The following is a 25,161-nucleotide window of genomic DNA, read 5'->3' on the forward strand; positions in this document are numbered from 1 at the left end:
ACTTATGCAAAAGATGACAAAGTTTGGTGAAATTATAAGTATTAACAAGCCTGTGTTAATTGATTTTTATGCAGATTGGAGTGAGTTAGAGCCTAGTTTAGACACACTTCGTGATGTTGCTGCTGCTTTGGGAGATAAAGCTAAAGTTATCAAAATAGATATTAAAAAGAATGAAATTCTTGCTGAAGCTTTACGTGTAAAGGGAAACCCTACATTTATGATTTACAAAAATGGGGAAATGAAGTGGCGTCAAACAGGTGAGCAAGATGCCAATACCTTAATTGGTTTGGTGCAACAATACGTTTAGTTTATCGCCTTAAATTCGTAACCTCTTTCCGAAAATTTTTGAAGCATTTTTGGTAGTGCATAGTATAGCTTTTCACTAGCTTTTATACTGTCGTGAAAAACGACAATACTTCCGTTTTGTGTATTTTTAAGTACATTTTGTAAGCATTTTTCTTTTGAAATTGTTTTGTCAAAATCAGCAGAAAGTACATCCCACATAATAATTTTGTAACCTTTCGCAATCAATTTTTTTGCTTGTGTTCTTTTTATTTTTCCATAAGGAGGACGAAACAGTTTTGCTGTTTGATGAGACAATAGGTTTTCACACTTATTTATATTCTCAAAATAAGTGGTATTACTATTTTTCCAGCCGTTTAAATGATTAAAAGTGTGGTTTCCTACAGAATGTCCTTCGGAAATAATTCTATTGAAAACAGCAGGGTGTTTTCGTATGTTGTCTCCTATGCAAAAAAAAGTAGCTTTCGCATTGAATTGTTGAAGTTGGTCTAGCACAAATTCCGTTACTTCTGGAATAGGACCGTCATCAAAAGTTAGAAAGATTTCTTTTTGATCAGAAAAAAAAGACCACGTATACTTTGTGAATAAACGTTTAAGTATACGTGGTGTTTTTATAAAATACAACCTCATTAATTAAGGTTTTATAGAATCTAGTTGTTCTAGTTCCAATTCTTCTTCAGTTGGTGCTCTAAAGAATCTTTCATGAACCATATAATCTTGGAATGCTTTTTTACCGTACTCTTCATCTTTGTCATAACGTACAATTTGCTGGATAATGTTTTGATACATGTACAGGTTAGTTTGTATGTTGTCTTCTACCAAATAAAGGTCTTGAGGGTCAAAAGTAATATAGTATTGTAATTTTTGCTGGAATATATCAATTAATCTTTCAGCAGTTTCACGTGCTTTATCAATATCACCTATGCGGTAGTACAATTCTGGATATCCTAAAGAGAAGTTATAGTGGTCAAAATCTCTAATAGGCATTTTATGTAACGATAAATCTAACACGTCTTTTGCGTTTACAGAATCACCTTTTTGCATAAACTCTTCCGATAAACGGATTAAGTTATTACGTAATGAAATAGCGTTACGCTTGCTTTGTTCATCTAAATAAATTTCACCGTTATTAATAGTTTTCCAATCCCATTTTTTAACGTTAGCATACATTTTTTCTGGGTCGATACGTCCCATTTCAAAAATAGATTGTCCTTCGTTAGAAGTTTTAATAGGAACCAGTTTGTACGACATTCCATCTAGCTGTAAATAATCTTTTAACCAGATGTACTCTTCATCTGCATTAGCACCACCTGTGAAATAAAGAGGGCGTTTCCAATCAAAATTATTTAAGATATCTAACATTAAAATTCGCGCTTTTGATAAAGCTCTGTTATCAACAGTAATGTCAATATAATCAACTATTTTATCAGCATCTTTCGCTGCTACTAACCCCGTTTTTAAAGCGTTTTCTTTGTTAACAGGAATACGGATTTTATTGGTTGGATAGAATTTTTCTCTCGCTCCATCCCCAGCATCTAAATAGGTTGCGTCATTGTCACTAGCAATCCAACGCATAAAGTCACTGATAGAAAGAACCGAATCTTTTAATTGTGGTATCTCGTAATAGTACGCCATATCTAAAGTTCCGTACTTATACTGATCGTGAGTTAATTGTGAAGGAATAGGATCGGCTGTATAGGTTTTCTTTTTCATTTGATCGATATACCAATCTGTTTGAAAAAGGCTAGTGTTTACAACTTTAATATCTCTACGTACTCCTTCAACTTGTTGCATATACCATAGCGGGAACGTATCATTATCACCAATGGTAAAAATAATCGCATTCGGATCACAGCTTTCTAAATAGGTTTGCGCATTTAATTGAGCCAAATAGCGGTCTGATCTATCATGGTCATCCCAGTTTTGGAAGCCCATTAATGCAGGAACCGCAACTAGTGAAACTGCAGAAGCAGCAATTGCAACTACACGTTTGTTGGCATACTTTTTAAAATAATCATATAAAGCAAGCACCCCGAAACCAATCCAGATGGCAAATACATAAAACGAACCAACTACAGCATAATCACGTTCACGTGGTTCAAATGGTTTAGGGTTGGTATAAAATATGATGGCTAATCCTGTAAATAAGAAGAACAAGGTTAGTACATAAAAATTCTTTTTATCTCTGTTAAGTTGATAAAATAGTCCGAAAATTCCTAAAAGGAAAGGTAAAAAGAAGTAGGTGTTACGTCCTTTGTTATTTTTTACATCATCTGGTAAATTTTGCTGAGAACCTAAGCGAGCTTCATCAATAAAATTAATACCACTTAACCAGTTTCCGTTTTCAACATCTAAATGTCCTTGGATATCGTTTTGACGTCCTACAAAATTCCACATGAAATAACGCCCATACATATAGCCAAATTGATAATCGACCATAAATTTCATGTTCTCTAAAAAGGTTGGGCGTCTTTTACTACGAGCAGGAATTCCAGCAATGCTTTTATATTGTTGCTCAGAAGCAGGATTAACCATACGCGGGATGAATCCTTTGTGTTTGCTAGAATAATTAGGAAGTACGTTTTTATACCTGTTTACAATAACATACTTTCCATCTATTTTTTCATATTTAGGTTTGTCGTCTTTATATGGATTTTCCGCATCTTGTTCTCTGTCAAAAGCAACAGAGTAGTAATTGTCATAAAAAACATTGGCATCACCGTATTGTTCACGGTTATAGTAGGCTAATAATTCACGAGCACTTGATGGATTGTTTTCATTGATAATCGTATCAGCATTGGCACGAATTGGTAACATTAACCAAGACGAGAACCCAATCATGATAAATAATACTGAAAGTACCAAGGTGTTTGCGGTAACCATATTCTTTTTACGCGTGTATTTTAATCCGTAAAAGAATAATCCTATTAACACTAATCCGGCGATGATTGTTCCTGAGTTGTATGGTAAGCCTATTTGGTTGATGAAGAATAACTCAGCAACACTAAAGAATTTTAAAGTAAACGGGAATAAGAATTTAAAGACAAAAGCTAACACTAAAATAGCTGCTAATGTTGCGATAGCTGTTGTTTTTACAGTAATGTTCTTATAGGTTTTAAAGAAATATACTAAAACGATTGATGGAATAACAAGTAATGATAAGATGTGTACTCCAAAAGATAATCCTACTACAAAACTGATTAAAACTAACCACTTGTTTCCTCTAGGGCTATTTAATTCGCTTTCCCAACGTAAACCTAACCAGAATAGTAGCGCCATTAAGAAAGAAGACATAGCATATACTTCCCCTTCAACAGCACTAAACCAAAAACTATCTGAGAATGTGTAAGCTAAAGCTCCAACTAAACCACTACCTAATACAGCGATAGCTTCATTATTACCTAGTTTTCCATTTTTTACAGCCATTTTTCTAGCTAAATTGGTGACTGTCCAAAACATGAAAAGGATAGTAAAAGCACTTGCCAATCCAGACATAAAGTTAACCATTTTAGCTAGCTGACTAGGATCGCTAGTAAACATAGCAAAGAAAGCACCTAACATTTGAAACAAAGGAGCTCCCGGTGGATGTCCAACTTCTAAATTTACTGCGGTTGCTATATATTCGCCACAATCCCATGAACTTACAGTAGGTTCTAAGGTTAAGGTGTAGGTAATTAATGCTATTGCAAATGAAAACCATCCTAAGATGATGTTCCACTTTTTATAGTTAGGCTCAGTCATAGTTTTTTATCTAGATATAAAGTACGAATGTATTAATTACTAATGATTTTTTCGATGAAAACAAAAATATAATTTTGACAGTTTTCTTAAAATAACCTCTTATATAAAGTTCTGTTAAATGAAATTTTAGAGGTTAAAAAAGAAGTAAACGAAAAAAACTGTAAAAAATTTGCTGAAATATAATTTTGTTTTATATTTGCACCCGCAATAAGCAATTGGCCTATGGTGTAATGGTAACACACCGGTTTTTGGTACCGATATTCAAGGTTCGAGTCCTTGTAGGCCAACAAAATCCTTACGAACTTTCGTGGGGATTTTTTTATAAAAAGTGTTTAATGATTTCTAAATATAAAACTTTGTGTTTATATTTGCATTGTAAACATTGGCCCATGGTGTAATGGTAACACACCGGTTTTTGGTACCGATATTCAAGGTTCGAGTCCTTGTGGGCCAACAAAAAGTCTTAACTATCTTTTAGTTAAGACTTTTTTATTTGTAACAAACTTCAAAGGTTATCGTCTTCATTTAAAAACAACTACTATTATGAGACGAATTGTAATTACCTTTTTTAGCCTTTTTGTATTAACTACTGTTTTTGCACAAGAAAAAAACTTTAAAGAATTTTATCAATCTAATAAAGATAGAGCCGAGGTATCGTTAAACATTCCTAGTTTCTTTGCTAATATGTTCATTTCTGATGAAGATACTGATGAGTTTGGAGTGTTTTTAAAGAAATCTAAAAACTATAAAATAATGGTTTTTAACAATAACATGTCTTCTGTTCAAAAAGACTTTCAAAAGTTTGCTAGAAAAAACAAATTAAGGACTTTAGTTAGAGTAAAAGACGGTAAAGAAAGAGTTACGGTGTATTTTAGAGAAAGTAAAGATCGTATTAAAGAAATTATAGTTAATGTTCATGACAATACAGATGAGTTAGTTTTACTTGGGATTAAAACCAATCTTACTATGGATGAATTATCAGCTATGGTTGAAGCGTCTACAAAAAATAAAAGCATAGCTTCAAATTAAAATATTTCTAAGTTCCCTGAGTGTAGTAGAAGGGAATCCTAGAGAACTAACCTTGTTATATAGAAAACTCCGACAAAAATTGTCGGAGTTTTTATTTAATCAAGCATAGCCTTTAAGCTTTCTATTACTTTTTTGCTGTTTCCAATAAAAATTTGGTCTTCAACAATAAAAACTGGACGCTTTAAAAAGGTATACTCATCTAAAATATACTGGCGATAATCAGCTTCAGTGACATTTTGATTTTTCAAATCCATTTCTTTGTAAAGTTTTGCTCTTTTGTTAAATAAACTCTCATAGCTATCAGTCATAGCACGCATTTCTTCTAACTGAGCAACTGTAATTGGTTGGGTTTTTATTTCTTGTTTTTCAAACCCATCAAGATTTACTTCTTTTAAGATTCTTCGGCAAGTATCACAAGTTTGTAAAAAATAAACTTTCTTCATCGTATTATGTTTTTAAGGCGTTAGATTTTAACCATTAAATAATAAATACTCAACACAAGTTTTCATGGTTAAATAGGTATCTTTGAAATAGCTAAAATAAGTAGAAAAATGAACAAACAATTTGAAGTTTTAAAAAGATCAAGAGAATTAGTTTTAAAAAGAATAGAAGGTTTAACAACAGAGCAATTACACACAATTCCAGAAGGTTTTAATAATAATATTGCATGGAACGTAGCTCATTTAGTAGTAACACAACAGTTATTACACTATAAATTATCTGGATTGAATTGTTTAGCACCAGATGAATTAATTGAAGAATATAGAAAAGGTACTTTTCCAAAGAAAGAATTTACAGAAGAAGAATTTGAAGAAGTAAAAGAGTTATTACTTGGTTTACCAGACACCTTACAAGAAGATTTTGAAGCAGGAATTTTTACAGAATACGAAGAGTATGAAACTAGTACAGGTTTTGTAATCGATTCTATTGAAAGTGCTATTGCGTTTAATAACTTACATGAAGGAATGCATTTAGGTATTATCATGACTTTGACGAAGTTGGTGTAATAGCTATTTAACTCTGAAGAAAACAACAAATATCGATAGATGAAGTTCAATACCAAAACCATACACGGAGGGCAAGAGCACGAAGAAGCTACAGGAGCAGTAATGCCACCTATATTTCAAACGTCTACCTATGCGCAATCAAGCCCAGGAGTGAATAAAGGATATGCGTATTCACGAGCAGCCAATCCAACTCGTACGGCTTTAGAAAAAGCTTTTGCAGCTCTTGAAAATGGAACTCACGGATTTGCTTTTTCTTCGGGTTTAGCATCAATCGATTGTGTATTGCGTACCTTAAAACCAGGTGATGAGGTAATTGCAGGTGATGATATTTATGGAGGAAGCTATCGCCTGTTCACAAGATTGTTCCAAAAAAACGGATTGAAATTTCAATTTGTTGATATGGATGATGCATCGAACGTAACTAATGCGATTTCTGAAAGCACAAAATTAATTTGGATAGAAACTCCAACAAATCCGTTAATGAAAATTGCGGATATAGAAGAAATTACCAAAGCTGTAAAAAACAAAAGAGCTGATATTTTAGTGGCGGTTGATAATACATTCGCGACTCCTTATTTACAGCGTCCATTAGATTTAGGAGTTGATATTGTAATGCATTCGGCTACTAAATATTTAGGAGGGCATTCCGATTTGGTGATGGGAGCTTTAATGGTTAAAGATGCTCAATTAGCTGAAGAATTACATTTTATACAGTTTGCTGCAGGTGCTATTGCTGGACCGATGGATTCTTTTTTAGCGCTCCGTGGAGTAAAAACCTTGCATTTGCGTATGCAGCGTCATTGCGAAAACGGGAAAGCTGTTGCTGAATATTTAGTAAATCACCCTAAAGTTGGGGAGGTGTTCTATCCAGGTTTAGAGAGTCATCCAAGTTATGAAATAGCTAAAAAACAAATGGATGATTTTGGAGGAATGGTTTCTTTTCGACTAAAAGATGAGAGTAAACAGGCAGCCTTAACTTTTTTAGAAAACACTAAAATTTTTACGTTAGCAGAATCGTTAGGAGGCGTAGAAAGCTTGGTGAGTCATCCAGTAACAATGACACATGCTTCAATTCCAGAAGCGGAACGTTTAAAAATAGGAATTACCGATTCTTTAATTCGTTTAAGTGTTGGAGTAGAAGATATCGATGATTTATTAGTCGATTTAGAGCAAGCATTGAATAGATAAATGAAAAATCCGAAGTAAGCTTATTTCGGATTTTTTTAAAATAAGAATATACCAATCAGTATATTTTGTATATTTGTCGATATTTTAAGATGATGTCTAAGTCAGAAAGAACTAAAGCCTTTATAATTGAAACGGTAGCTCCTATTTTTAATAGAAGTGGTTTTTCTGCTATGAGTTTGTCAAAAATAACAACAGCCACAGGTTTAACAAAAGGAGCTATTTATGGTCATTTTGAAAACAAAGAAGAGTTAGCTATTGAAGCGTTCAAATATTCTGTACGTAGGGTTTTAAAAGACTTGAATAAAACAGTAAATAAAGGAGAAACACCTTTAGTAATGCTATTAAATGTTGCTTTTTTTTATGGTTCATATTATGAGTATAATAAAGAATTTGGAGGCTGCCCTATTTTAAATATTGGTGTAGATTCTGATAATCAAAACAAAGCAATTGCTCAATTGGTACAGTCTTACAATTATAGAATCTTAGATCGGTTTTCACAATTGATAGAAAGCGGAAAAAAATCTAATGAAATTAAAGAATCTGTAGATAGTATGCTATATGCGAAGCGTTTTTTTTATATAATTGAAGGAGCTGTATATATGTCGCATATTATGAAAGATGGAAGTTATCTTAAAGACGTTTCCATAGTGATTCAACAAATTATAAAACAAGAATTACAGAAATAATATTTTTTTAATCAAAAATATACCAATTGGTATATTTTAAATTTTAGCAACATGGAATTACCAAAAATTTTAGAAAGTAAAACAAAAATTAGGTTTCAAGATTGTGATCCTTTTAATCACTTAAATAACGCTTCCTATTTCAATTACCTTATCAATGCAAGAGAAGATCAACTAATAAAACATTATGGTATAGACATATATCAACATGGAAAAGATCGAGGAAAAAGCTGGGTAGTAGGTTCACATCAAATAGCCTATTTACAGTCTGCAACCTTAATGGAAACAGTTACAATAGATTCTCAATTGTTGCATTATGGGAATAAAAATTTATTAGTAGAAATACGTATGTGGAATGAAGATAAAACAGAACTAAAAGCCATACTTTGGAGTTCTTTTGTATATTTTGATTTGATAAAATTATCATCAGCACAACATACTGAAGATATAATGGAGCTTTTTGAAAGTGTTGTTTTACCTGTAGAGGAAACTAGTTTTGAAAAAAGAACACAAAGTTTTCGATTACAAAAAGTTGTATAAAAAAAGACCTGCTTTTGCAGGTCTTTTCTATTTGTAGCAAAGCTGAAATTATTTAGCTTCTGCGTATCTTCTTTCTACTTCGTTCCAGTTAACTACATTAAAGAAAGCTTCAATATAGTCAGGACGACGGTTTTGGTAGTTTAAGTAGTAAGCGTGTTCCCAAACATCTAATCCTAAAATAGGAGTTCCGCCACAAGTAACACCTGGCATTAATGGGTTGTCTTGGTTAGGAGTAGAGCAAACTTCTACTTTTCCTCCTTTGTGTACACATAACCAAGCCCATCCTGAACCAAATTGTGTAGCAGCTGCTTTAGAGAAAGCATCGATAAATGCTTCTTTCGATCCAAATTCAGCTTCGATAGCATCTCTTAACTCACCGGTTAGATATCCTCTATCTTCTGGGTTCATTACTGTCCAGAATAAAGAGTGGTTATAAAATCCACCTCCGTTGTTACGTACAGCAGCATTGCTCATGTCTAAATTAGTTAAGATATCTTCGATAGATTTTCCTTCTAAATCAGTACCTGCAATAGCATTGTTTAAGTTGTTTGTATATCCTTGGTGGTGCTTCGTATGGTGAATCTCCATAGTTCTAGCATCTATATTTGGTTCTAAAGCGTCGTAAGCATATCCTAATTCTGGTAATTCGAAAGCCATAATTATTTGTTTTTAAATAGGTTAAATTTTTCGTTTTTCTGAATGTAAATTTAACCCAAAAAAATAAGGCAAACAACTGTTTGCCTTATAGATAATTTATTTAAGTATAAATAATAACTATTATTTAAATTTTGATTTTATAAACAAGAGTACTACTACGACTCCTAATATTTTTGAAATAAAAATAGCTAAATACCAATAGCTCATGACAAAATATGTGTCATGGATGTTTAAAACTAGGTTTTTATCTCGGATATAAAAACCTATTGCTAAAACTAAGGCTATTGATATTAAAAACCATCTAATCATTTTCTTAATAAGTAGGTTTATCTTCTGAAGAAAACTCACTCATAAATTCTTCTGCTTTTTCTACCATTTGTATACTTCCGCAGTAAAAAGGAACACGTTGATGTAATTCTGTTGGTTTAATATCCATGATACGTGTAAATCCGTCAGAAGCTTTACCTCCCGCTTGTTCACAAATAAAAGCCATAGGGTTACATTCGTATAATAAACGTAATTTTCCTTTAGGAGTTATCGCTGTAGCAGGATAAATATATACACCACCTTTAATCATGTTTCTATGGAAGTCTGATACTAACGATCCGATATAACGCGCTGTATACGGACGGTTATCAGCCTCATTTAATTCTTTACAGTGAATTAAGAAACGCTTCATTCCTTCCTGGAAATGCGTAAAATACCCTTCACTTACAGAGTAAATTCTACCAATCTCTGGGAATTGCATGTTAGGGTGTGATAAGTAAAAAGTTCCGATAGCTGGATTTAAAGTAAATCCGTTTACGCCATTACCGGTAGTGAAAACTAACATAGTTGAGGTACCGTAAGCAACATAACCAGCAGCTACTTGCTCGCTACCTTTTTGTAAGAAGTCTTCTTTGGTAACAGGAGTTCCAACAGGAGAAATTCTACGGTAAATAGAGAAAATAGTTCCAACAGATACGTTTACATCAATGTTAGATGAACCGTCTAAAGGATCCATTAATAAAACATATTTGTTTTCGTTAGCTTTATTGCTTCCTTCAACAATTACAAAGTCATCTTCCTCTTCACTAGCAATACCACAAACAATTTCACGGTTAATTAGTGTTTGTTTGAATAAATCATTAGCTAAAACATCTAATTTTTGCTGTGCTTCACCTTGTACATTAATATCTCCAGCAGCTCCAGTAATATCTACCAATCCTGCTTTTCTAATTTCGTGATTCACCACTTTGGCAGCAAGACGAATAGAGTTTATTAAACGAGATAATTCACCAGAAGAATACTTGAAATCCTTTTGTTTACTGATGATGAACTCTCCAAGAGTCATATGTTTATTATTCATATTAAATGTTTGTGTTGTGCGTACAAAGATGCCAACTTTTTAGAGTAACTACAACGATTTTGAATATTTATTTTTAATAATACTTTTGTATTACTTAAAATTAACTAAGGTTTTATATATTCGCAACTGTTAAAAAAATCTTAAAAAAAATTATATGAAAAAATTACTACTTCTTGTAGCGTTTATGTTATGCGCTAATTCTTTTTCTCAAAGTGCCGATTTAGATCGAGAATATTTTAATGTTTCTTATGTTAAACTTCCAAGCACCCCGATTTTAGAGAACGATAAAAGAACCTATTCTATTAACCTTAGAGGTGTTTCAATCGAAGGGTTTTCAAGAGTGAATTACCCAGGAATACTAGATGTTAATTACAATTTCAGTGGAACAACAGTAAGAGATGTAAAGGTTGATAAAATTAAACACGAAAAGAAAGATAAAGATGGAAAGGTAACATCTACTTGGTATACCTATAAAGCTAAAGCAAGTTTCACATCAAGTGCAGGAATTACGGTTATAAATGCTTTAACAAAAGAAAGTAATGAAAGAGCCTTCCAAGAAAGTTCAGATTATACAAGTGATGAGTTTTCTAGTTATTATAAAGCAGAAAGACATTATGCTTTAAATAAATATGATATAAAAAGCAATCATGCAGCTAAACATAAATCTCTGATTAAAAATAGTGTAAGGTATTATCTTAACAGTAAATATGGTTATGTTCCTTATACTAATCAAAATGAGTTCTTGTGGATTTTAGGTTCAAAAAAGCATCCTGAATATGCAAAACATCATGAAGCATATCAAAAAGTAAAAGAAATTTTCGCAAAAATGAAGTATGATGAACCAACAGATGAAATGGCAAAAGAGCTAGAGCCTATAATTGCTTATTTTAATGAAGTTGTTCCAAGATTTGAAGGAAAAAAACGTAAGTTAAGAAAGGTAAGATATGCCAGTTATTATAACATAGCTAAGATTTACTACTATTTAGATATGCCTGAAAAGGTAAAAGAATATGCTCAGAAAATAATAGACAATGATTACGATAAGTCTGATGGAAAAGGTTTTATAAGAAATGCAGATGACCTTATTGAAACGTTAAAGCGTAATGAAATGGACTCTCGTCATATGAAGGTGCTTACAGAAGACCTTAGAAATGATGCAGTAGAGGAAGAAGAGGTTGTTGTAGAAGAACAATCAAAAGAAAACCAAATTAGTTTAGAGTTGCAAAAGGCATATTTAGTTTCTGCTAAAAATGATACACTTCTTGTTAATATCAATAATAAAGATATTTCAAAAATAGGTCATACACTGAAAACAGTTCAGTTAGATAGTAAAGGAGAGTTGGTAGGTGTATTAACTAAAAATGCCAGCGATTGTAAAGAAGTTTTATTTATTGATGGAACTCGATATAAAAGTATTAAGTTTAAAGAATCTTCAGTTAAATCAGGATCAGTAGATTTAGGTCAAGCAGCTTCAGGTAAATTATGTAAAGTACTTTTCGAATCAGACAAGATTGGATTATATAAATTTAATGATACAGAGTTAGTAATTCTTCCTGCTGCTAGTGAAAAAGGAAAGTCTACTTCAGGAATGAGCTTTGTATTTGGATTTAATAAAAACTTAGCCAAAATAGCTAAAGACTGTCCTGCTGTTGTGAAGAAAGCAGGAGAAAAAACTTACAAAAATACAGAAGAAAGCTTACTAAAGTTTTGCGAAGAATTGACCAACTGTGAAGGAGATCAAGCATCAAAATAAAAGCTAACAAATCATAAAATGAAAAGCAATCTTTTAAAGGTTGCTTTTTTTATATCTTAGAATTTAAAAATTCTTACAAAAACAGTTAGAATGGAAAATTCAACAAAAAAAAATGATATGTTTTAATTTTTTTATTTGTTTTTGAGGTTTTTTTTAAAAAGTATCTTTACCCAAAATTTAAGAAATGAGTTTTATTATTAGAGCAGGAGAACAGAAAGATGCACAAGCTATACTAGATTTAATAGTAGAGTTAGCTGTTTTTGAAAAAGAACCCGATGCGGTTGAAGTTACAGTTGAAGATATCGTAAAAGACGGTTTTTCTGATAGCCCAAAGTTCAAAACTTTTGTGGCAGAAGAGGATAATAAAATTATAGGAATGGCATTGTTTTATGAACGCTATTCTACATGGAAAGGAAAAGCAATTCACTTAGAAGATTTAATGGTTACCCAATCTAAAAGAGGTATTGGTGCAGGAAAAGCGTTGTATACTTCAGTATTAAAATATGCTTATGAAAATGGGTGTAAAAGGGTAGCTTGGGAAGTCTTAGATTGGAATACTGGTGCTGTAGATTTTTATAGAGGAACAGGAGCAATAGTATACGAAGAGTGGAGAGTATGCCATATGAATGAACAAAGCTTACAACAATTTTGTAATGAGAATATTTAAGTTTGGAGGAGCATCGGTAAAAGATGCTAATGGAGTAAAAAATGTTGCACAAGTATTGCAACATGAAGGTACAGAAAATACTTTGGTAGTAATTTCTGCCATGGGAAAAATGACTAACGCGTTTGAACGTGTGGTTGATAGTTATTTTTATAAAAAGGAAGACCTTACAGAGGCTCTAAGTTTTATAGAAAATTTTCATCAACAAATGATGAACGACTTATTCAGTCAAAATCATGAAGTTTATACCAAGGTCAATTATTTATTTGGAGAGTTAAGCGGATTTATGGTGAGAAACACTTCAAAAGATTACAATTTTGTTTATGATCAAATGGTTGGTTTTGGTGAATTATTATCCACAACTATAGTAAGTGCATATTTGTCTGAAATAGGAGTTAACAATCAATGGTTAGATGTAAGAGAATTAATCAAAACCGATGGTAATTACCGTGACGCAAAGATTGATTGGGAACAAACTCAACAACAAATTCACGATAAGGTTGATGTTTCTCAATTAAATATTACTCAAGGGTTTTTAGGAGGTTTTGGAGAACAAACTACAACGTTGGGTAGAGAAGGTTCTGATTATACCGCAGGTATTTTTGCGTATTGTTTAGATGCAGATAGTGTTACTATTTGGAAAGATGTTGAAGGTGTGTTAAATGCTGATCCTAGAGTGTTTTCAGAAACAGCTTTGTTAGAAGAAATTTCATATACTGAAGCGATAGAAATGGCATTTTATGGAGCCTCTGTAATTCACCCAAAAACTATTCAACCTTTAGAGCAAAAAAATATTCCGTTGTTTGTACGCTCGTTTGAAGATGTTACAAAATCGGGAACTTGTGTTGGTAGAGGAAAGAAAATAACTCCAGAAATACCGTGTTACATTGTAAAGAAAAATCAAATTTTAGTAGCAATCTCTGCAAAAGATTTTTCTTTTATGGTGGAAGATAATATCAGTGACGTTTTTAAAAAATTACACGAATACAAATTAAAGGTAAACTTAATTCAAAATTCTGCTATTAGTTTTTCTGTTTGTATCGAAGATAAGTATAATCATTTTAAAGACTTTTATAATGACTTAAAAGGAGCCTATAAGATTAAAGCTTATGAAGATACGACGTTATTTACCATTCGTCATTTTGATGATGAAGCTATAGAAACTATTAGAAAGCGAGGAAAATCTATCATTCGTCAGATTAATACCGAAACGGCGCAATTAGTGATTCAAGAAAACGTTTAAAGCTAGCAAAAAATGATTTATATTTGCAGTTATGTCAATTGATAACTGTGTATGGGATTAGTAACACCTAAAGAAGTTGCAAAAGCAATAGGGGCTGATAAGTTCGGGGTTTTCGGAACGTTTTCAGGATGGTTGCTGATGAAAGTTCTACGAATTTCAAAAGCTAATGAAGTTTATAATAAGCACAAGCATAAAAAGGATTTACCTTTTTTAAATGGTTTGCTTGATGAGTTTCAGATAGAGTTTGAAATTCCTGAAGAAGATTTAAAACGTATTCCTAAAGAAGGACCGTTTATCACCATTTCTAATCATCCGTTAGGAGGAATTGATGGTATTTTATTATTAAAGCTTTTATTAGAGCATAGAGCAGATTATAAGATAATCGCTAACTTTTTATTACACAGAATAGAGCCTTTAAAGCCTTATGTAATGCCCGTAAATCCTTTTGAAAATCATAAGGATGCAAAATCGAGTGTTGCAGGAGTGAAAAATGCTTTACTGCATTTACGTGAAGGAAAGCCATTAGGACTTTTTCCAGCAGGAGAAGTGTCTACCTATCGTGATGGGAAGTTAATGGTTGATAAAGAATGGGAGCAAGGAGCTGTTCGTTTGATAAAAAAAGCGAACGTACCAGTAATTCCTATTTATTTTCACGCTAAAAACAGTCAGTTGTTTTATACGCTATCTAAAATTAGTGATACCTTAAGAACAGCAAAACTTCCATCGGAATTACTATCTCAAAAAAATAGAGTTATAAAAGTAAGAATTGGAAAACCAATTTCAGTAAAAGATCAAGATGCTTATCCTGAAATTCCAGAGTTTTACCAGTTTTTACGTAGAAAAACGTATATGTTGGCAAATCCGTATGAGAAAGCTTCTCAAAAGATTTTATCAACACAAAACCTTAAAATTCCGAAGAAAGCCAAAAATATTACTTCTCAAAAATCACCAGAGTTATTTGAAAAAGAAGTAGATGCTTTACGTGAGAAGGGAAGTAGGTTATTAGAAAGTAAAAATTATGAGGTGTTCTTTGCAACCGCAAAAGAGATTCCTAATATTTTACATGAAGTAGGTCGTTTGCGCGAAATTACCTTTAGAGAGGTTGGAGAAGGAACCAACAAACCAATTGATTTAGATAGGTTTGATAAGTATTATCATCATTTATTTTTGTGGGATAATGATCAAAAGAAGTTGGTTGGAGCTTATAGAATGGGCTTAGGAAAAGATATTTTTAAAAAGCATGGTGTAAATGGTTTTTACATTCACACGTTGTTTAGAATTGAACCTGAATTGTACCCAATGATGGAAAAAACCATTGAAATGGGACGTGCTTTTATCATTAAAGAATATCAACAAAAACCAATGCCACTATTCTTATTGTGGAAAGGCATAGTTCATGTTACGTTACGATATCCAGAACATAAATATTTAATGGGAGGGGTAAGTATTAGTAACCAATTTTCTGAGTTTTCAAAGTCGTTGATGATTGAGTTTATGAAGTCGCATTACTACGACCCATATGTGGCGCAATACATTCATCCGAAGAAAGAGTTCAAGGTGAAGCTGAAAGATGCCGATAAAGATTTTGTTTTTGATGCTACAGAGGCAGATATGCAAAAGTTTGATAAACTTATTGATGAGCTAGAACCAGGAGAATTACGTATTCCTGTGTTAATTAAGAAGTACGTAAAGCAAAATGCACGATTAGTAGCTTTTAATGTAGATCCGAAGTTTAATAACGCTATTGACGGATTAATGTACATTAAGGTAGCAGATATACCAGAAAGCACGGTAAAACCTGTAATGGAAGAGTTTCAAGCAGAGTTAGAGCGACGTGCAGCAGAGAACTTGAATAAATAATTATTACAGAAAATATAATATAGTTCAATAAAAAAAGCATCGTACTAAGGTACGATGCTTTTTTTATTATATAGTTTTAAAGGTTATTTGAACAACCTGAAAATATCATTTCCGTTAGCAAATAGTAGTAATGCTATTAATAAGATAAATCCTGTGATTTGTGCGTACTCTAAGAACTTATCACCTGGTTTTTTACCAGTAATCATTTCCCATAAGGTAAATACAACGTGACCACCATCTAACGCAGGAATTGGCAATAAATTCATAAAACCTAACATGATTGATAAGAAGGCTGTAATGTTCCAGAATGTGTACCAGCTAAATTCAGAAGGAAATATACTTCCGATAGAAATAAACCCTCCTAAACCTTTGTAAGCACCTGTACTCGGATTTAAAATCTTTTTCATTTGCTTAATATAGTTGGTTAGGGTAGTCCAAGCTTTGTTTGCTCCTGCAGGAATAGCTTCTCCAAAAGAATAACTTCTTTCAGCTAAGGTATAATATCCTAACTTTTCTAAATCTGGTAAGGATAATATAGCAATAACAACACCTAATTTTCCTTCTTCAGTAACTTTTACAGGAAGGCTCACATTTTGGTTATCTCTTTTGACGGTAATAGTTACATCTTGACCTTTATTTTTATCTAGTTCAACTTGAGCTTGATCAAAATAGGTTATTGGTGTTCCATTAATAGAAGTTATAATATCTGTCTTTTTTAATCCACTTTTGTTATTTGGAGAATCTTCAGGAACTTGTCCTATTACAAAAGGTGTTCTATAGCTTAGAAAAGCACCAGCATCTTTACTTCTATCAACTAACTTAGAAATAAAATCGGTAGGAATTTCTTTTTCAAGAACGGTTCCGTTTCTTTCTATAGTATAATTATGACCGTTGATAAACTCTAAAGGTAATTCTCCAAATTTTTCAATTTTTTGACCATCAATAGTTAAGATTTTATCTCCTGTTTCTAAACCTAAGTCTTTACCTAATTGGTCTTGTACCCAAACACCATCTTTTAAACTTTCGTTTGGTAAATACTTTTCTCCATAAACCCACATTAAGCAGATGTATATTAAAATACCTAAAACGAAGTTTACAAAAACTCCACCTAACATAATAATCAAACGTTGCCATGCTGGTTTAGAACGAAACTCCCAAGGTTGTGCAGGTTGTTTCATTTGCTCGGTATCCATACTTTCGTCAATCATACCAGCAATTTTTACATAACCTCCTAACGGAATCCAACCAATACCATACACCGTTTCACCTATCTTCTTTTTGAATAAAGAGAATTTGTAATCGAAAAATAAATAGAATTTTTCTACACGGGTTTTAAATAATTTAGCTGGAATAAAGTGCCCTAATTCGTGTAAGACAATTAAGAGTGATAAGCTTAAAATAAATTGAGATGCTTTTATTAATATTTCCATAAAAGGTGTTGTCTAAATTTTAAATCTGACAAATGTACGTTTTTCAGTACAGTTCTAAAAGTTTGTAATAGACTTGCGCTTTTGTTTTAACAAACTTTTTAGGGTTGCTGCATTAAAGCCCGTGTTTTTAGTCGTATTTTTGCAGAAAATTTTAGTACTGTGGATATTAAATTCTTCAAAAAATCAAAAAGCACCCTAATTTTTATACTTGTTTTTAGTGCAATTGTTGTTCCTGTATTTTATCATTTAGTAAAAGTTGATACTAAATTACCTATTTACAATCCGGCAGACATCAATCCAAAATTAGTTGATGTTTCCGTAAGAAATAGAACGAAGAATCATAAAGTAGGAGAATTTACTTTGATTAACCAAAATGGTGATACAATTACCAATGCTGATTATAAAGATAAAATATATATAGCTGATTTCTTTTTTACACGTTGTCAAACCATATGTATTGCGATGGCGTATAACATGAGCGAATTGCAAGAGCATTACAAAAATGATGATGATATTATGTTTTTATCGCATTCTGTAACTCCAGTTATGGATAGTGTACCACAATTACGAAAGTATGCCGATGAAAAAGGTGTAATTGATGGAAAATGGAATGTAACTACAGGCGAAAAAAAGCATATTTACAACTTAGCACGTAAGCACTACTTTGCTGTTTTAGATGAAGGTGATGGAGGAGAGAGTGATTGGGTTCATACCGAAAACTTTGTGTTGATAGACAAAGAAGGGCGTATTAGAGGTTCATATGACGGAACCAAAAAAGAAAACATGCAAAAAATAATCGATGATATTACTCTTTTAAAAGAAGAGTATAAATAGAAGATTATAAAAAACTCATAAGTAAAAAGACCTTGATGTTAAGCTTAACATCAAGGTCTTTAAGTTTATAGTAGAATTTAGTTTTTATTTTTTATTCCCGTCTTCGTCAAAATTCTTGTTAATCTCTTGTTCTGTTTTAATTACAGATACAGCTAAAGACAATAACATAATCGCCATGGGTTGCCATGTTAACTCTTTTGCCATGTAAGCCAAAACTAAAGCAGCAACAAGTGAAATAGCCGAATATTTTAAAAATTCTTTGATAAAAAACGCATTCGCAAACTGCCAAATAGTATCATTTTTCATGGTTTTATTAGTACGGTAACCGTAAATCGCATTGATTTTTTTTGGTGGGAAAAAGTGAAAAATAATACTGAATAAAAAAAGCACTCCGTTTATAGAAAGCACATAATAAATAGGGTTCATGTTTTAATGTTTAATAGAATTTACAATTCCTTTTAACAAGGAGTTTACATCGGCATTTTTGGTAAGTCCGGTACGAACTACTACCAAATCTTGATCAGGCAAAATAAATACATTTTGACCTTTATAACCGTTAAAAGAATACATATTTTTAGGAGCATCAGGAAATTTTCCACCAGCGTTTAACCAAATTTGTGCTCCGTAAGAACTGTCAGAGGTTGGTGTAGGTTTTGTAGCATAATCAACCCAATCTTTATCAAAAAGATGTTCACCATTCCACTCACCGTTATGTAGGTATAATAATCCAAACTTAGCCCAATCTCTTGTAGTAGCCCAAGCATATGATGAACCTACATAATGGTTGCTCATATCAGTTTCAACTATCATAGAATTCATGCCAATTTTATCAATTAAAGCACTATACCAAAAATCAAGATATTTTTGTTGTGTGTTGAATTTTGTTCTTAAAATACCAGAGAGTAAATTGGTAGTTCCAGAAGAATAATTCCAAGTCTCGTTGGGTTTACCTACTAAAGGCTTGTTAACTTGAACTTTAGTCATGTCTTTTTCTAAAAACAACATTTTTGTAACATCAGAAATGGTATTGTAATCTTCTTCCCATTCTAGGCCAGAATTCATTTGTAATAAATTATGAATGGTAATGTTTTTGCGTTCGTCACTTTCCCATTCTGGAAACAAATTGCTTTGTTGCATATCAATTTTTCCTTGACATTTTAAAATACCGAACAAAGTACCTGTAATACTTTTGGTCATCGACCAACCTAGTTGCTTCGACTCTTTGGTAAAACCAGTATCGTATTTTTCAGCAATAATTTTGTCTTTGTATACTACAATAACCGAACGAGTTTGATTTCTATCATTAAAAATAGTATCAATAGTTTCGTTAAGTTTTTTATAATCAATATTAGAAAAAATAGTGTCTTTATGATCAGCGTTTCCGTAAGGAAATGGGGTGATGTTATCAGGTGTTGAGCGTTTTGGTGTAGGTTGCGGTTTTGTGATGTCAAAATCATTTGTAACCAAAACAGCTCCTAGTCCTTCTCTGTATACAGCTTTTCTTTTTAGTAAACCGTATACTGAACCCGTTGCCGATTTTTCTTCAACATTAATTTTATCAGAAGTTACATTGATAGGTGAAAAGTTATTGTCGTTAGTATCGGTAAATTCTAAACTTCTTCCAGCAAGAAAAACCGATGAAGCAGTGTTTTTGGCAGAGTACCCAGCAAGGATATTTAGCTTTGGATAATTGTAATAAATGGCAACACCCAAGGCTATTACAATGAGTAAAAGGATTCTTTTAAAACTTTTCATAAAACGTGGTTTTAAGCAAATGTAAGAATTTAATTGTTTGATGATTGTATTTGAAAAGCAAGCCCTACCTTTGTGCTAAATTTGATGTTTTACATGTTTAGTATAGATAAAATTCGAGCTGATTTTCCTATTTTAAATAGAGAAGTACACGGAAGAAAATTAGTGTATTTAGATAACGGAGCAACTTCGCAAACACCACAGGTGGTAATTGACGCTATTGTTGATTATTACTCTAATTACAATGCTAATATCCATAGAGGAGTACATACATTAAGCCAAGAAGCAACTGATAAATATGAAGAAGCAAGAATTAAAGTTCAAAAACACTTTAATGCGAAGCATTCGTATGAAATTATATTAACTTCAGGAACTACTCACGGAATTAACATTGTGGCGTCTGGTTTTTCGGCAATTTTACAAGAAGGTGATGAGGTATTAGTTTCGGCTTTAGAACATCATTCTAATATTGTGCCTTGGCAAATGCTATGCGAGAAAACAGGAGCTATTTTAAAGGTGATACCAATGAATGAAGATGGTTCGTTACGAATGGATTTATATCATGAATTATTAAATCCAAAAACTAAATTAGTTTTTTGTAATCATGTTTCAAATGCTTTGGGAACTATCAACCCAATTAAAGAAATTATTCATGCAGCGCATAAATTTGGTGCATATGTATTGATTGATGGTGCGCAAGCGGTTCCGCATATAAAACCAAATGTACAAGCATTAGATGCTGATTTTTACGTAGCATCAGCACATAAAATGTGTGGACCAACAGGTGTTGGAATGTTATATGGAAAGGAAGAATTGTTGCAATTATTACCACCATATCAAGGAGGTGGAGAAATGATTGAAACCGTAACTTTTGAAAAGACTACGTATGCCGGATTACCACATAAGTTTGAAGCAGGAACTCCTAATATTTGTGGAGGAATTGCTTTTGGAGTAGCTATTGATTATATGAATTCGGTTGGTTTTGATGCTATTCAACAACAAGAAAATGAATTGTTAGCATATGCGACCCAAGAGTTAGAAAAAATAGACGGATTAAAAATCTACGGAACAACGAATAAAACATCGGTTGTCTCTTTTAATTTAGAAGGTATTCATCCGTACGATGTTGGTGCAATTTTAGATAAATTGGGTGTAGCAGTTCGTACAGGACACCATTGTGCACAACCTATCATGGAATTTTACTGTATTCCTGGTACGGTAAGAGCATCGTTTGCTTTTTACAATACTATAGAGGAAGTAGATCTGCTAGTTAGTGCAGTTAAGAAAGCGCAGATGATGTTAAGTTAAAAGATTATAATAATTTAAAAAAGCCTCCATTGGAGGCTTTTTTTGTTTGTAATTATATTTTGATTTTTAGTCTCTTGACATAAATATCTGCAAAACATACCAGAACAATAACATTAGAGAAGCAAATAAACCTAATGCCGCTGGAATGTAATCATCTGTAGAGAATTTATGAACTAAGTTAGAAGTTTGATATAAAATAGATCCAGCTGCCAATACACACATTCCAACTGAAAACCATAACCCTAAGTTAAATCCAAATAAAGTTCCAGCAATAATTAATCCGATAGCGATAAAAAATCCAACTGATAATCCAGCTCTGATAAAAGAAAAATCTTTTTTAGTAATAAATACGATGGAAGAAATTCCAACAAATAATGCAAGTGTTACAATTCCGGCCTGTTTTATAATATCAAAGTTGTTCGTATACGAAATGGCAATATAAATTAGAGGGATAAAAATAAAAGCTTGCGCAAAAACATATCCTGAATAGGCTAGGTATTGCAAGTTTTTATCCGAAGTTTTTAAAGCGGTACTTTCAGCGTAACTGGTTACCAACATAAAACCCCCTAGTAATAATAACCACTTATAGCCTTGGGTCATTGATAAGGCAAATTCGACAATAGTGGCACTTTGTAAGAATAAATATTCAAACAAAACAAATAATAATACACCACCCGCAACATGTGTATAGGTTTTTTTGTAAAAAGCTATTCTATCAGCTTCTGAAACTTGTGCTACAAGCACTTTTGGTTCAAATGAGTTTTCCATAATTATTTTTTTAAACTAAATGTAAATATATGTTTTTTGGATGATTTTAAATTCTCTTGTATTTATTATAAAAAATATATCTTCTAACTCTTAAAAATATCATATTCACGATTTAGTTTGTTTAAAATTGATGTTTTTTATTTGTTTTTGTTAAATTTTAACATTTAAATAATGTTAAAAAATGTAGGTTCCAAAGTGATAAAACCTAAGAAATTAACTTTTTTTTAACTTTTTTTTAGCATTAAAAAAAAATCATATATTGCACATCGTTAAAGAAACCCTTCAAAATATTATTAATAAAACAAGTATTTAACACTTTAAATTATGTAAGTCTTGTTTGTTATGTTTTTTTAACAGAATTAATGCCACAAGGGCATTTTTGTTTAACTATTTTTTTTAATTTTTCACAACATGAAAAGAATTTTTTTAACACTAGCTGTAGCGGCATCTGTTTTAGTAGGATGTCAGGAAAACTCAAAAGACGAAGCTGTACCTAATCAAGAAGCAATCGACATGAGCGATTTTTATGTAGAAACTGAAGAGGTTTCTCATAAAGGAGGAAGTGAGCAATGTCACTCAATGAGAGTTTTAAACAGACAAGTGAAAGAGAACCCAGGATTATACAAGAAAATGTATGATATTGAGTATGCTACAAGAAAGTTAACAACGGCTAAAGGTAAACCAGGAGGTGGTTCTGGAAGCGGTGATGTAGATGTTTTACCAATCGAAGACGGATTAGGAACTATTAACATTCCAGTATACGTACACGTTGTTTTACCAAACGCAAGTAGTGTTACAAACTCTCAAATTCAAGCACAAATGAATGTGTTGAATGATGATTTTAGCAGTACAAATACAAACCAACTTCCTTCAGGAGCTACTGATTTTATCAACGATGCAACTAATACAGGAATCCAATTTACATTAGCAGGTACTTTTAGACATGATGATCCTAAGTCTTCTTGGGGAACTAACGATGCTGTAAAAGCTGCTTATCCTCCAGTTACTCCTTCAACTCACTTAAACATTTGGGTGTGTGAAATAGGTGGAGGTATCTTAGGATATGCTCAATTCCCAGGAGGTAATTCTGCTACTGATGGGGTAGTGTTATTAGCAGGAAGCTTACCAGGTGGTTCTTCTGCTCCATATAACATGGGTAGAACTGCAACACATGAGGTTGGTCATTACTTAAACTTACGTCACATTTGGGGAGACGGAAGATGTCGTCAAGACGATTTCGTAGCAGATACTCCATCTTCTGATGGTGCAAACTACGGATGTCCTACTTACCCAACAGTTAATTGTCAAACAGCTGACATGACTATGAACTACATGGATTATACTAACGATGCTTGTATGTACATGTTTACAGATGGTCAACGTAACAGAATGAGAGCTTTATTTGCTTCAGGTGGTGCAAGAGCTTCTATGCTAAACTAAAAAAACCAAGTCTTTTAAAAGACGTTCTCAATAATTATTTATAATTATTATAAAGCCAAGACTAACCTAGCTCTTGGCTTTTTTTATATTTTTATAAGCTCAAATAAAACGCGCACATTGAAAAATATAAAATTCCCAACTCCACATACAATTTTGTTATTAATAGCAGGACTTGTTGCTGTTTTAACGTGGTTTATACCTGCAGGTAAGTTTGATACGTTAAAATATCAAGAAGCTGGAAATTCTTTTGTTTATAAACATTTAGAAGAAGAAAAAACAATGCCTGCAAACCAAGAAACCTTGGAAGGCTTGGGAATTAAAATTCCGTTAGAAAAATTTACGAATGGAGATATTGCTAAACCAATTAGTGTACCAGGAACCTACACACAATTAGATCCAAAACCTCAAGGGTTTTTAGATTTTTTTAAATCGCCTATAAAGGGTATTATTCAATCTTCGGATATTATCCTGTTTGTATTAATTTTAGGAGGAATCATCGGTATTATGAACTTTACAGGAGCTTTTGATGCAGGTATTGCATGGTTAGCAAAAACAATGAAAGGAAAAGAATATTGGTTGATTTTTGTAGTAACTACTTTGATTGCTGCTGGAGGAACTACTTTCGGATTAGCAGAAGAAACCATTGCTTTCTATCCGATTCTAATTCCGATTTTTTTAGCAGCAAAATACGACGCTATTGTGGCTTTAGCTTGCGTGTATATTGGATCATCTATTGGTACTATGTGCTCAACAGTCAATCCGTTTAGTGTAATTATTGCTTCAGATGCTGCTGGAATTAACTGGACGACTGGTTTTACAGGAAGATTATTAATGTTAATTGGTGGGATAATTATCTGCGTGATTTATATTCTACGATACGCAAACAAGGTTCAAAAAGATCCGACAAAATCGATTATTTACGATCAAAAAGAAATGATCGAAGGTCTTTTTGGAAGTTCAACATCAAACACACATAGGTTAACAGGAAGATTACGCATTATATTAACTGTTTTTGCGATGTGTTTTGTGATTATGATTTATGGAGTTTCTCGTTTAGGGTGGTGGTTTGAAGAAATGACAGTTGTATTTTTAATAGGAGCAATTTTAATTGGTTTCTTAGCCAAAATGAAGGAAGAAAACTTTGTAACTACGTTTATTAAAGGAGCAAATGATTTATTAGGAGTGGCTTTTATTATTGGAATTGCTCGTGGTGTTTCTGTATTGATGGAGCAAGGGTTGATAAGCGACACTATTTTACAACATGCAAGTGAGTTTACCACAGGAATGTCTAAAGGAATTTTCACAAATGTGACGCTGTTTATTTATTCAGGATTGTCGTTTTTTATTCCAAGTTCATCAGGAATGGCGGTATTAACAATGCCTATTATGTCGCCTTTGGCAGATACCGTTGGGGTGGGTAGAGAAGTGATTGTAAATGCTTATCAATATGGAATGGGGCTGTTCGCTTTTATCAACCCAACTGGATTGATTTTAGCATCGTTGGCAATAGTAAAAGTAGGATATGATAAATGGTTGAAATTTGTAATTCCGTTAGTAATTATTTTAACAGTTTTCACCATGATAGCTTTAACTGTTCAAGTGTATTTATAACC

23 protein-coding genes and 2 tRNA genes are annotated in these 25,161 nt (G+C 32.5%); 16 read left to right on the forward strand and 9 right to left on the reverse strand.

What is annotated here, in order from left to right:
* Nucleotides 1-13: 13 nt before the first annotated feature.
* Nucleotides 14-307 (forward strand): thioredoxin family protein, encoded by a 294-nt coding sequence (locus ACKTSU_RS00620; protein ID WP_274634836.1) that lies wholly within the window; start codon nucleotides 14-16, stop codon nucleotides 305-307.
* Here ACKTSU_RS00620 and ACKTSU_RS00625 read toward each other — a convergent pair.
* Nucleotides 304-933 (reverse strand): polysaccharide deacetylase family protein, encoded by a 630-nt coding sequence (locus tag ACKTSU_RS00625; RefSeq protein ID WP_408034456.1) that lies wholly within the window; start codon nucleotides 931-933, stop codon nucleotides 304-306. The genes ACKTSU_RS00620 and ACKTSU_RS00625 overlap by 4 nt on opposite strands.
* Nucleotides 934-936: 3 nt before the next feature.
* The gene (locus ACKTSU_RS00630) at nucleotides 937-4,044 is read right to left on the reverse strand and encodes a protein O-mannosyl-transferase family (protein WP_408034457.1); all 3,108 of its coding nucleotides are present in this window, start codon (nucleotides 4,042-4,044) and stop codon (nucleotides 937-939) included.
* A gap of 216 nt (nucleotides 4,045-4,260) precedes the next feature.
* Between ACKTSU_RS00630 and ACKTSU_RS00635 the strand changes: the two genes are divergently transcribed.
* From ACKTSU_RS00635 to ACKTSU_RS00645, 3 genes are all read left to right on the forward strand, one after another.
* Nucleotides 4,261-4,331 (forward strand) — tRNA-Gln (locus ACKTSU_RS00635).
* Nucleotides 4,332-4,427: 96 nt separating this feature from the next.
* Nucleotides 4,428-4,498: transfer RNA gene (locus ACKTSU_RS00640), tRNA-Gln, on the forward strand.
* A gap of 89 nt (nucleotides 4,499-4,587) precedes the next feature.
* Nucleotides 4,588-5,073 (forward strand): DUF4252 domain-containing protein, encoded by a 486-nt coding sequence (locus ACKTSU_RS00645; protein ID WP_408034458.1) that lies wholly within the window; start codon nucleotides 4,588-4,590, stop codon nucleotides 5,071-5,073.
* Between the two features lie 95 nt (nucleotides 5,074-5,168).
* Here ACKTSU_RS00645 and ACKTSU_RS00650 read toward each other — a convergent pair whose 3' ends face one another.
* A complete protein-coding gene (locus ACKTSU_RS00650; protein WP_408034459.1) occupies nucleotides 5,169-5,516 on the reverse strand; it encodes an arsenate reductase family protein in 348 nt (115 codons plus the stop codon).
* Nucleotides 5,517-5,624: 108 nt separating this feature from the next.
* Here ACKTSU_RS00650 and ACKTSU_RS00655 point away from each other — a divergent pair, with 108 nt between their 5' ends.
* The 4 genes from ACKTSU_RS00655 (at nucleotide 5,625) to ACKTSU_RS00670 (ending at nucleotide 8,491) form a co-directional block, all read left to right on the forward strand.
* Complete coding sequence (locus tag ACKTSU_RS00655; RefSeq protein ID WP_408034460.1) at nucleotides 5,625-6,080, forward strand: DinB family protein; 456 nt, start codon at nucleotides 5,625-5,627, stop codon at nucleotides 6,078-6,080.
* A 39-nt stretch (nucleotides 6,081-6,119) separates the two neighbouring features.
* Nucleotides 6,120-7,268, forward strand: coding sequence for a cystathionine gamma-synthase (locus ACKTSU_RS00660; RefSeq protein WP_408034461.1), 1,149 nt, complete (start codon nucleotides 6,120-6,122; stop codon nucleotides 7,266-7,268).
* 92 nt (nucleotides 7,269-7,360) lie between these two features.
* Nucleotides 7,361-7,954 (forward strand): TetR/AcrR family transcriptional regulator, encoded by a 594-nt coding sequence (locus tag ACKTSU_RS00665; protein WP_408034462.1) that lies wholly within the window; start codon nucleotides 7,361-7,363, stop codon nucleotides 7,952-7,954.
* A 51-nt stretch (nucleotides 7,955-8,005) separates the two neighbouring features.
* Nucleotides 8,006-8,491 carry an acyl-CoA thioesterase gene (locus ACKTSU_RS00670; RefSeq protein ID WP_408034463.1) on the forward strand — a complete coding sequence of 162 codons (486 nt, stop codon included), beginning with the start codon at nucleotides 8,006-8,008 and terminating at the stop codon, nucleotides 8,489-8,491.
* A 48-nt stretch (nucleotides 8,492-8,539) separates the two neighbouring features.
* On the opposite strand, the gene ACKTSU_RS00675 is transcribed toward ACKTSU_RS00670, so the two are convergent.
* Both ACKTSU_RS00675 and fbp read right to left on the reverse strand, forming a co-directional pair.
* A complete protein-coding gene (locus ACKTSU_RS00675; protein WP_298997242.1) occupies nucleotides 8,540-9,148 on the reverse strand; it encodes a superoxide dismutase in 609 nt (202 codons plus the stop codon).
* A gap of 313 nt (nucleotides 9,149-9,461) precedes the next feature.
* Nucleotides 9,462-10,496: a class 1 fructose-bisphosphatase gene (gene fbp / locus ACKTSU_RS00680; RefSeq protein WP_408034464.1), complete on the reverse strand. Its 1,035-nt coding sequence runs from the start codon at nucleotides 10,494-10,496 to the stop codon at nucleotides 9,462-9,464.
* 154 nt (nucleotides 10,497-10,650) lie between these two features.
* Between fbp and ACKTSU_RS00685 the strand changes: the two genes are divergently transcribed.
* The 4 genes from ACKTSU_RS00685 to ACKTSU_RS00700 all read left to right on the forward strand — a co-directional run bounded on the left by ACKTSU_RS00685 (nucleotide 10,651) and on the right by ACKTSU_RS00700 (nucleotide 16,016).
* On the forward strand, nucleotides 10,651-12,249 hold the full coding sequence (locus ACKTSU_RS00685; RefSeq protein WP_408034465.1) for a hypothetical protein: 1,599 nt from the start codon (nucleotides 10,651-10,653) through the stop codon (nucleotides 12,247-12,249).
* Between the two features lie 184 nt (nucleotides 12,250-12,433).
* Nucleotides 12,434-12,916: a GNAT family N-acetyltransferase gene (locus ACKTSU_RS00690; RefSeq protein ID WP_408034466.1), complete on the forward strand. Its 483-nt coding sequence runs from the start codon at nucleotides 12,434-12,436 to the stop codon at nucleotides 12,914-12,916.
* Nucleotides 12,903-14,156 carry an aspartate kinase gene (locus ACKTSU_RS00695; protein ID WP_408034467.1) on the forward strand — a complete coding sequence of 418 codons (1,254 nt, stop codon included), beginning with the start codon at nucleotides 12,903-12,905 and terminating at the stop codon, nucleotides 14,154-14,156. Before ACKTSU_RS00690 ends, ACKTSU_RS00695 begins: the two co-directional genes overlap by 14 nt.
* A 51-nt stretch (nucleotides 14,157-14,207) precedes the next feature.
* Nucleotides 14,208-16,016: a GNAT family N-acyltransferase gene (locus tag ACKTSU_RS00700; protein WP_408034468.1), complete on the forward strand. Its 1,809-nt coding sequence runs from the start codon at nucleotides 14,208-14,210 to the stop codon at nucleotides 16,014-16,016.
* A gap of 83 nt (nucleotides 16,017-16,099) precedes the next feature.
* Here ACKTSU_RS00700 and rseP read toward each other — a convergent pair whose 3' ends face one another.
* Nucleotides 16,100-17,446 carry an RIP metalloprotease RseP gene (rseP, locus tag ACKTSU_RS00705; RefSeq protein WP_408034469.1) on the reverse strand — a complete coding sequence of 449 codons (1,347 nt, stop codon included), beginning with the start codon at nucleotides 17,444-17,446 and terminating at the stop codon, nucleotides 16,100-16,102.
* A gap of 159 nt (nucleotides 17,447-17,605) precedes the next feature.
* Here rseP and ACKTSU_RS00710 point away from each other — a divergent pair, with 159 nt between their 5' ends.
* Nucleotides 17,606-18,280 carry an SCO family protein gene (locus tag ACKTSU_RS00710; RefSeq protein WP_408034470.1) on the forward strand — a complete coding sequence of 225 codons (675 nt, stop codon included), beginning with the start codon at nucleotides 17,606-17,608 and terminating at the stop codon, nucleotides 18,278-18,280.
* Between the two features lie 84 nt (nucleotides 18,281-18,364).
* Here the strand turns inward: ACKTSU_RS00710 and ACKTSU_RS00715 are convergent, their stop codons facing one another.
* On the reverse strand, nucleotides 18,365-18,706 hold the full coding sequence (locus ACKTSU_RS00715; RefSeq protein ID WP_408034471.1) for an SdpI family protein: 342 nt from the start codon (nucleotides 18,704-18,706) through the stop codon (nucleotides 18,365-18,367).
* A gap of 3 nt (nucleotides 18,707-18,709) precedes the next feature.
* Entirely contained in the window at nucleotides 18,710-20,035 is a 1,326-nt protein-coding gene (locus ACKTSU_RS00720; protein ID WP_408034472.1) for a serine hydrolase domain-containing protein, read from the reverse strand.
* Between the two features lie 93 nt (nucleotides 20,036-20,128).
* Here ACKTSU_RS00720 and ACKTSU_RS00725 point away from each other — a divergent pair, with 93 nt between their 5' ends.
* The gene (locus tag ACKTSU_RS00725; protein ID WP_408034473.1) at nucleotides 20,129-21,340 is read left to right on the forward strand and encodes an aminotransferase class V-fold PLP-dependent enzyme; all 1,212 of its coding nucleotides are present in this window, start codon (nucleotides 20,129-20,131) and stop codon (nucleotides 21,338-21,340) included.
* A gap of 66 nt (nucleotides 21,341-21,406) precedes the next feature.
* On the opposite strand, the gene ACKTSU_RS00730 is transcribed toward ACKTSU_RS00725, so the two are convergent.
* Nucleotides 21,407-22,108, reverse strand: coding sequence for a Bax inhibitor-1/YccA family protein (locus tag ACKTSU_RS00730; RefSeq protein ID WP_408034474.1), 702 nt, complete (start codon nucleotides 22,106-22,108; stop codon nucleotides 21,407-21,409).
* 411 nt (nucleotides 22,109-22,519) lie between these two features.
* Between ACKTSU_RS00730 and ACKTSU_RS00735 the strand changes: the two genes are divergently transcribed.
* Entirely contained in the window at nucleotides 22,520-23,548 is a 1,029-nt protein-coding gene (locus ACKTSU_RS00735) for a zinc metalloprotease (protein WP_408034475.1), read from the forward strand.
* 117 nt (nucleotides 23,549-23,665) lie between these two features.
* The gene (locus ACKTSU_RS00740; RefSeq protein ID WP_408034476.1) at nucleotides 23,666-25,159 is read left to right on the forward strand and encodes a YfcC family protein; all 1,494 of its coding nucleotides are present in this window, start codon (nucleotides 23,666-23,668) and stop codon (nucleotides 25,157-25,159) included.
* Nucleotides 25,160-25,161: the final 2 nt, after the last annotated feature.

Origin of the sequence: Tenacibaculum aestuarii (assembly GCF_964510395.1) — a bacterium.
In the GTDB taxonomy this organism is placed as follows: domain Bacteria; phylum Bacteroidota; class Bacteroidia; order Flavobacteriales; family Flavobacteriaceae; genus Polaribacter; species Polaribacter aestuarii.

What these genes read in the sequence shown, in the direction of transcription:
- ACKTSU_RS00625 (WP_408034456.1), bottom strand. Translation starts at nt 933, where the DNA reads ATGAGGTTGTATTTTATAAAAACACCACGTATACTTAAACGTTTATTC.
- rseP (WP_408034469.1), bottom strand. Translation starts at nt 17,446, where the DNA reads ATGGAAATATTAATAAAAGCATCTCAATTTATTTTAAGCTTATCACTC.
- ACKTSU_RS00720 (WP_408034472.1), bottom strand. Translation starts at nt 20,035, where the DNA reads ATGAAAAGTTTTAAAAGAATCCTTTTACTCATTGTAATAGCCTTGGGT.
- ACKTSU_RS00685 (WP_408034465.1), top strand. Translation starts at nt 10,651, where the DNA reads ATGAAAAAATTACTACTTCTTGTAGCGTTTATGTTATGCGCTAATTCT.
- fbp (WP_408034464.1), bottom strand. Translation starts at nt 10,496, where the DNA reads ATGAATAATAAACATATGACTCTTGGAGAGTTCATCATCAGTAAACAA.
- ACKTSU_RS00645 (WP_408034458.1), top strand. Translation starts at nt 4,588, where the DNA reads ATGAGACGAATTGTAATTACCTTTTTTAGCCTTTTTGTATTAACTACT.
- ACKTSU_RS00690 (WP_408034466.1), top strand. Translation starts at nt 12,434, where the DNA reads ATGAGTTTTATTATTAGAGCAGGAGAACAGAAAGATGCACAAGCTATA.
- ACKTSU_RS00735 (WP_408034475.1), top strand. Translation starts at nt 22,520, where the DNA reads ATGAAAAGAATTTTTTTAACACTAGCTGTAGCGGCATCTGTTTTAGTA.
- ACKTSU_RS00620 (WP_274634836.1), top strand. Translation starts at nt 14, where the DNA reads ATGACAAAGTTTGGTGAAATTATAAGTATTAACAAGCCTGTGTTAATT.
- ACKTSU_RS00650 (WP_408034459.1), bottom strand. Translation starts at nt 5,516, where the DNA reads ATGAAGAAAGTTTATTTTTTACAAACTTGTGATACTTGCCGAAGAATC.
- ACKTSU_RS00670 (WP_408034463.1), top strand. Translation starts at nt 8,006, where the DNA reads ATGGAATTACCAAAAATTTTAGAAAGTAAAACAAAAATTAGGTTTCAA.
- ACKTSU_RS00730 (WP_408034474.1), bottom strand. Translation starts at nt 22,108, where the DNA reads ATGGAAAACTCATTTGAACCAAAAGTGCTTGTAGCACAAGTTTCAGAA.
- ACKTSU_RS00660 (WP_408034461.1), top strand. Translation starts at nt 6,120, where the DNA reads ATGAAGTTCAATACCAAAACCATACACGGAGGGCAAGAGCACGAAGAA.
- ACKTSU_RS00675 (WP_298997242.1), bottom strand. Translation starts at nt 9,148, where the DNA reads ATGGCTTTCGAATTACCAGAATTAGGATATGCTTACGACGCTTTAGAA.
- ACKTSU_RS00630 (WP_408034457.1), bottom strand. Translation starts at nt 4,044, where the DNA reads ATGACTGAGCCTAACTATAAAAAGTGGAACATCATCTTAGGATGGTTT.
- ACKTSU_RS00725 (WP_408034473.1), top strand. Translation starts at nt 20,129, where the DNA reads ATGTTTAGTATAGATAAAATTCGAGCTGATTTTCCTATTTTAAATAGA.
- ACKTSU_RS00715 (WP_408034471.1), bottom strand. Translation starts at nt 18,706, where the DNA reads ATGAACCCTATTTATTATGTGCTTTCTATAAACGGAGTGCTTTTTTTA.
- ACKTSU_RS00655 (WP_408034460.1), top strand. Translation starts at nt 5,625, where the DNA reads ATGAACAAACAATTTGAAGTTTTAAAAAGATCAAGAGAATTAGTTTTA.
- ACKTSU_RS00695 (WP_408034467.1), top strand. Translation starts at nt 12,903, where the DNA reads ATGAGAATATTTAAGTTTGGAGGAGCATCGGTAAAAGATGCTAATGGA.
- ACKTSU_RS00700 (WP_408034468.1), top strand. Translation starts at nt 14,208, where the DNA reads ATGGGATTAGTAACACCTAAAGAAGTTGCAAAAGCAATAGGGGCTGAT.
- ACKTSU_RS00665 (WP_408034462.1), top strand. Translation starts at nt 7,361, where the DNA reads ATGTCTAAGTCAGAAAGAACTAAAGCCTTTATAATTGAAACGGTAGCT.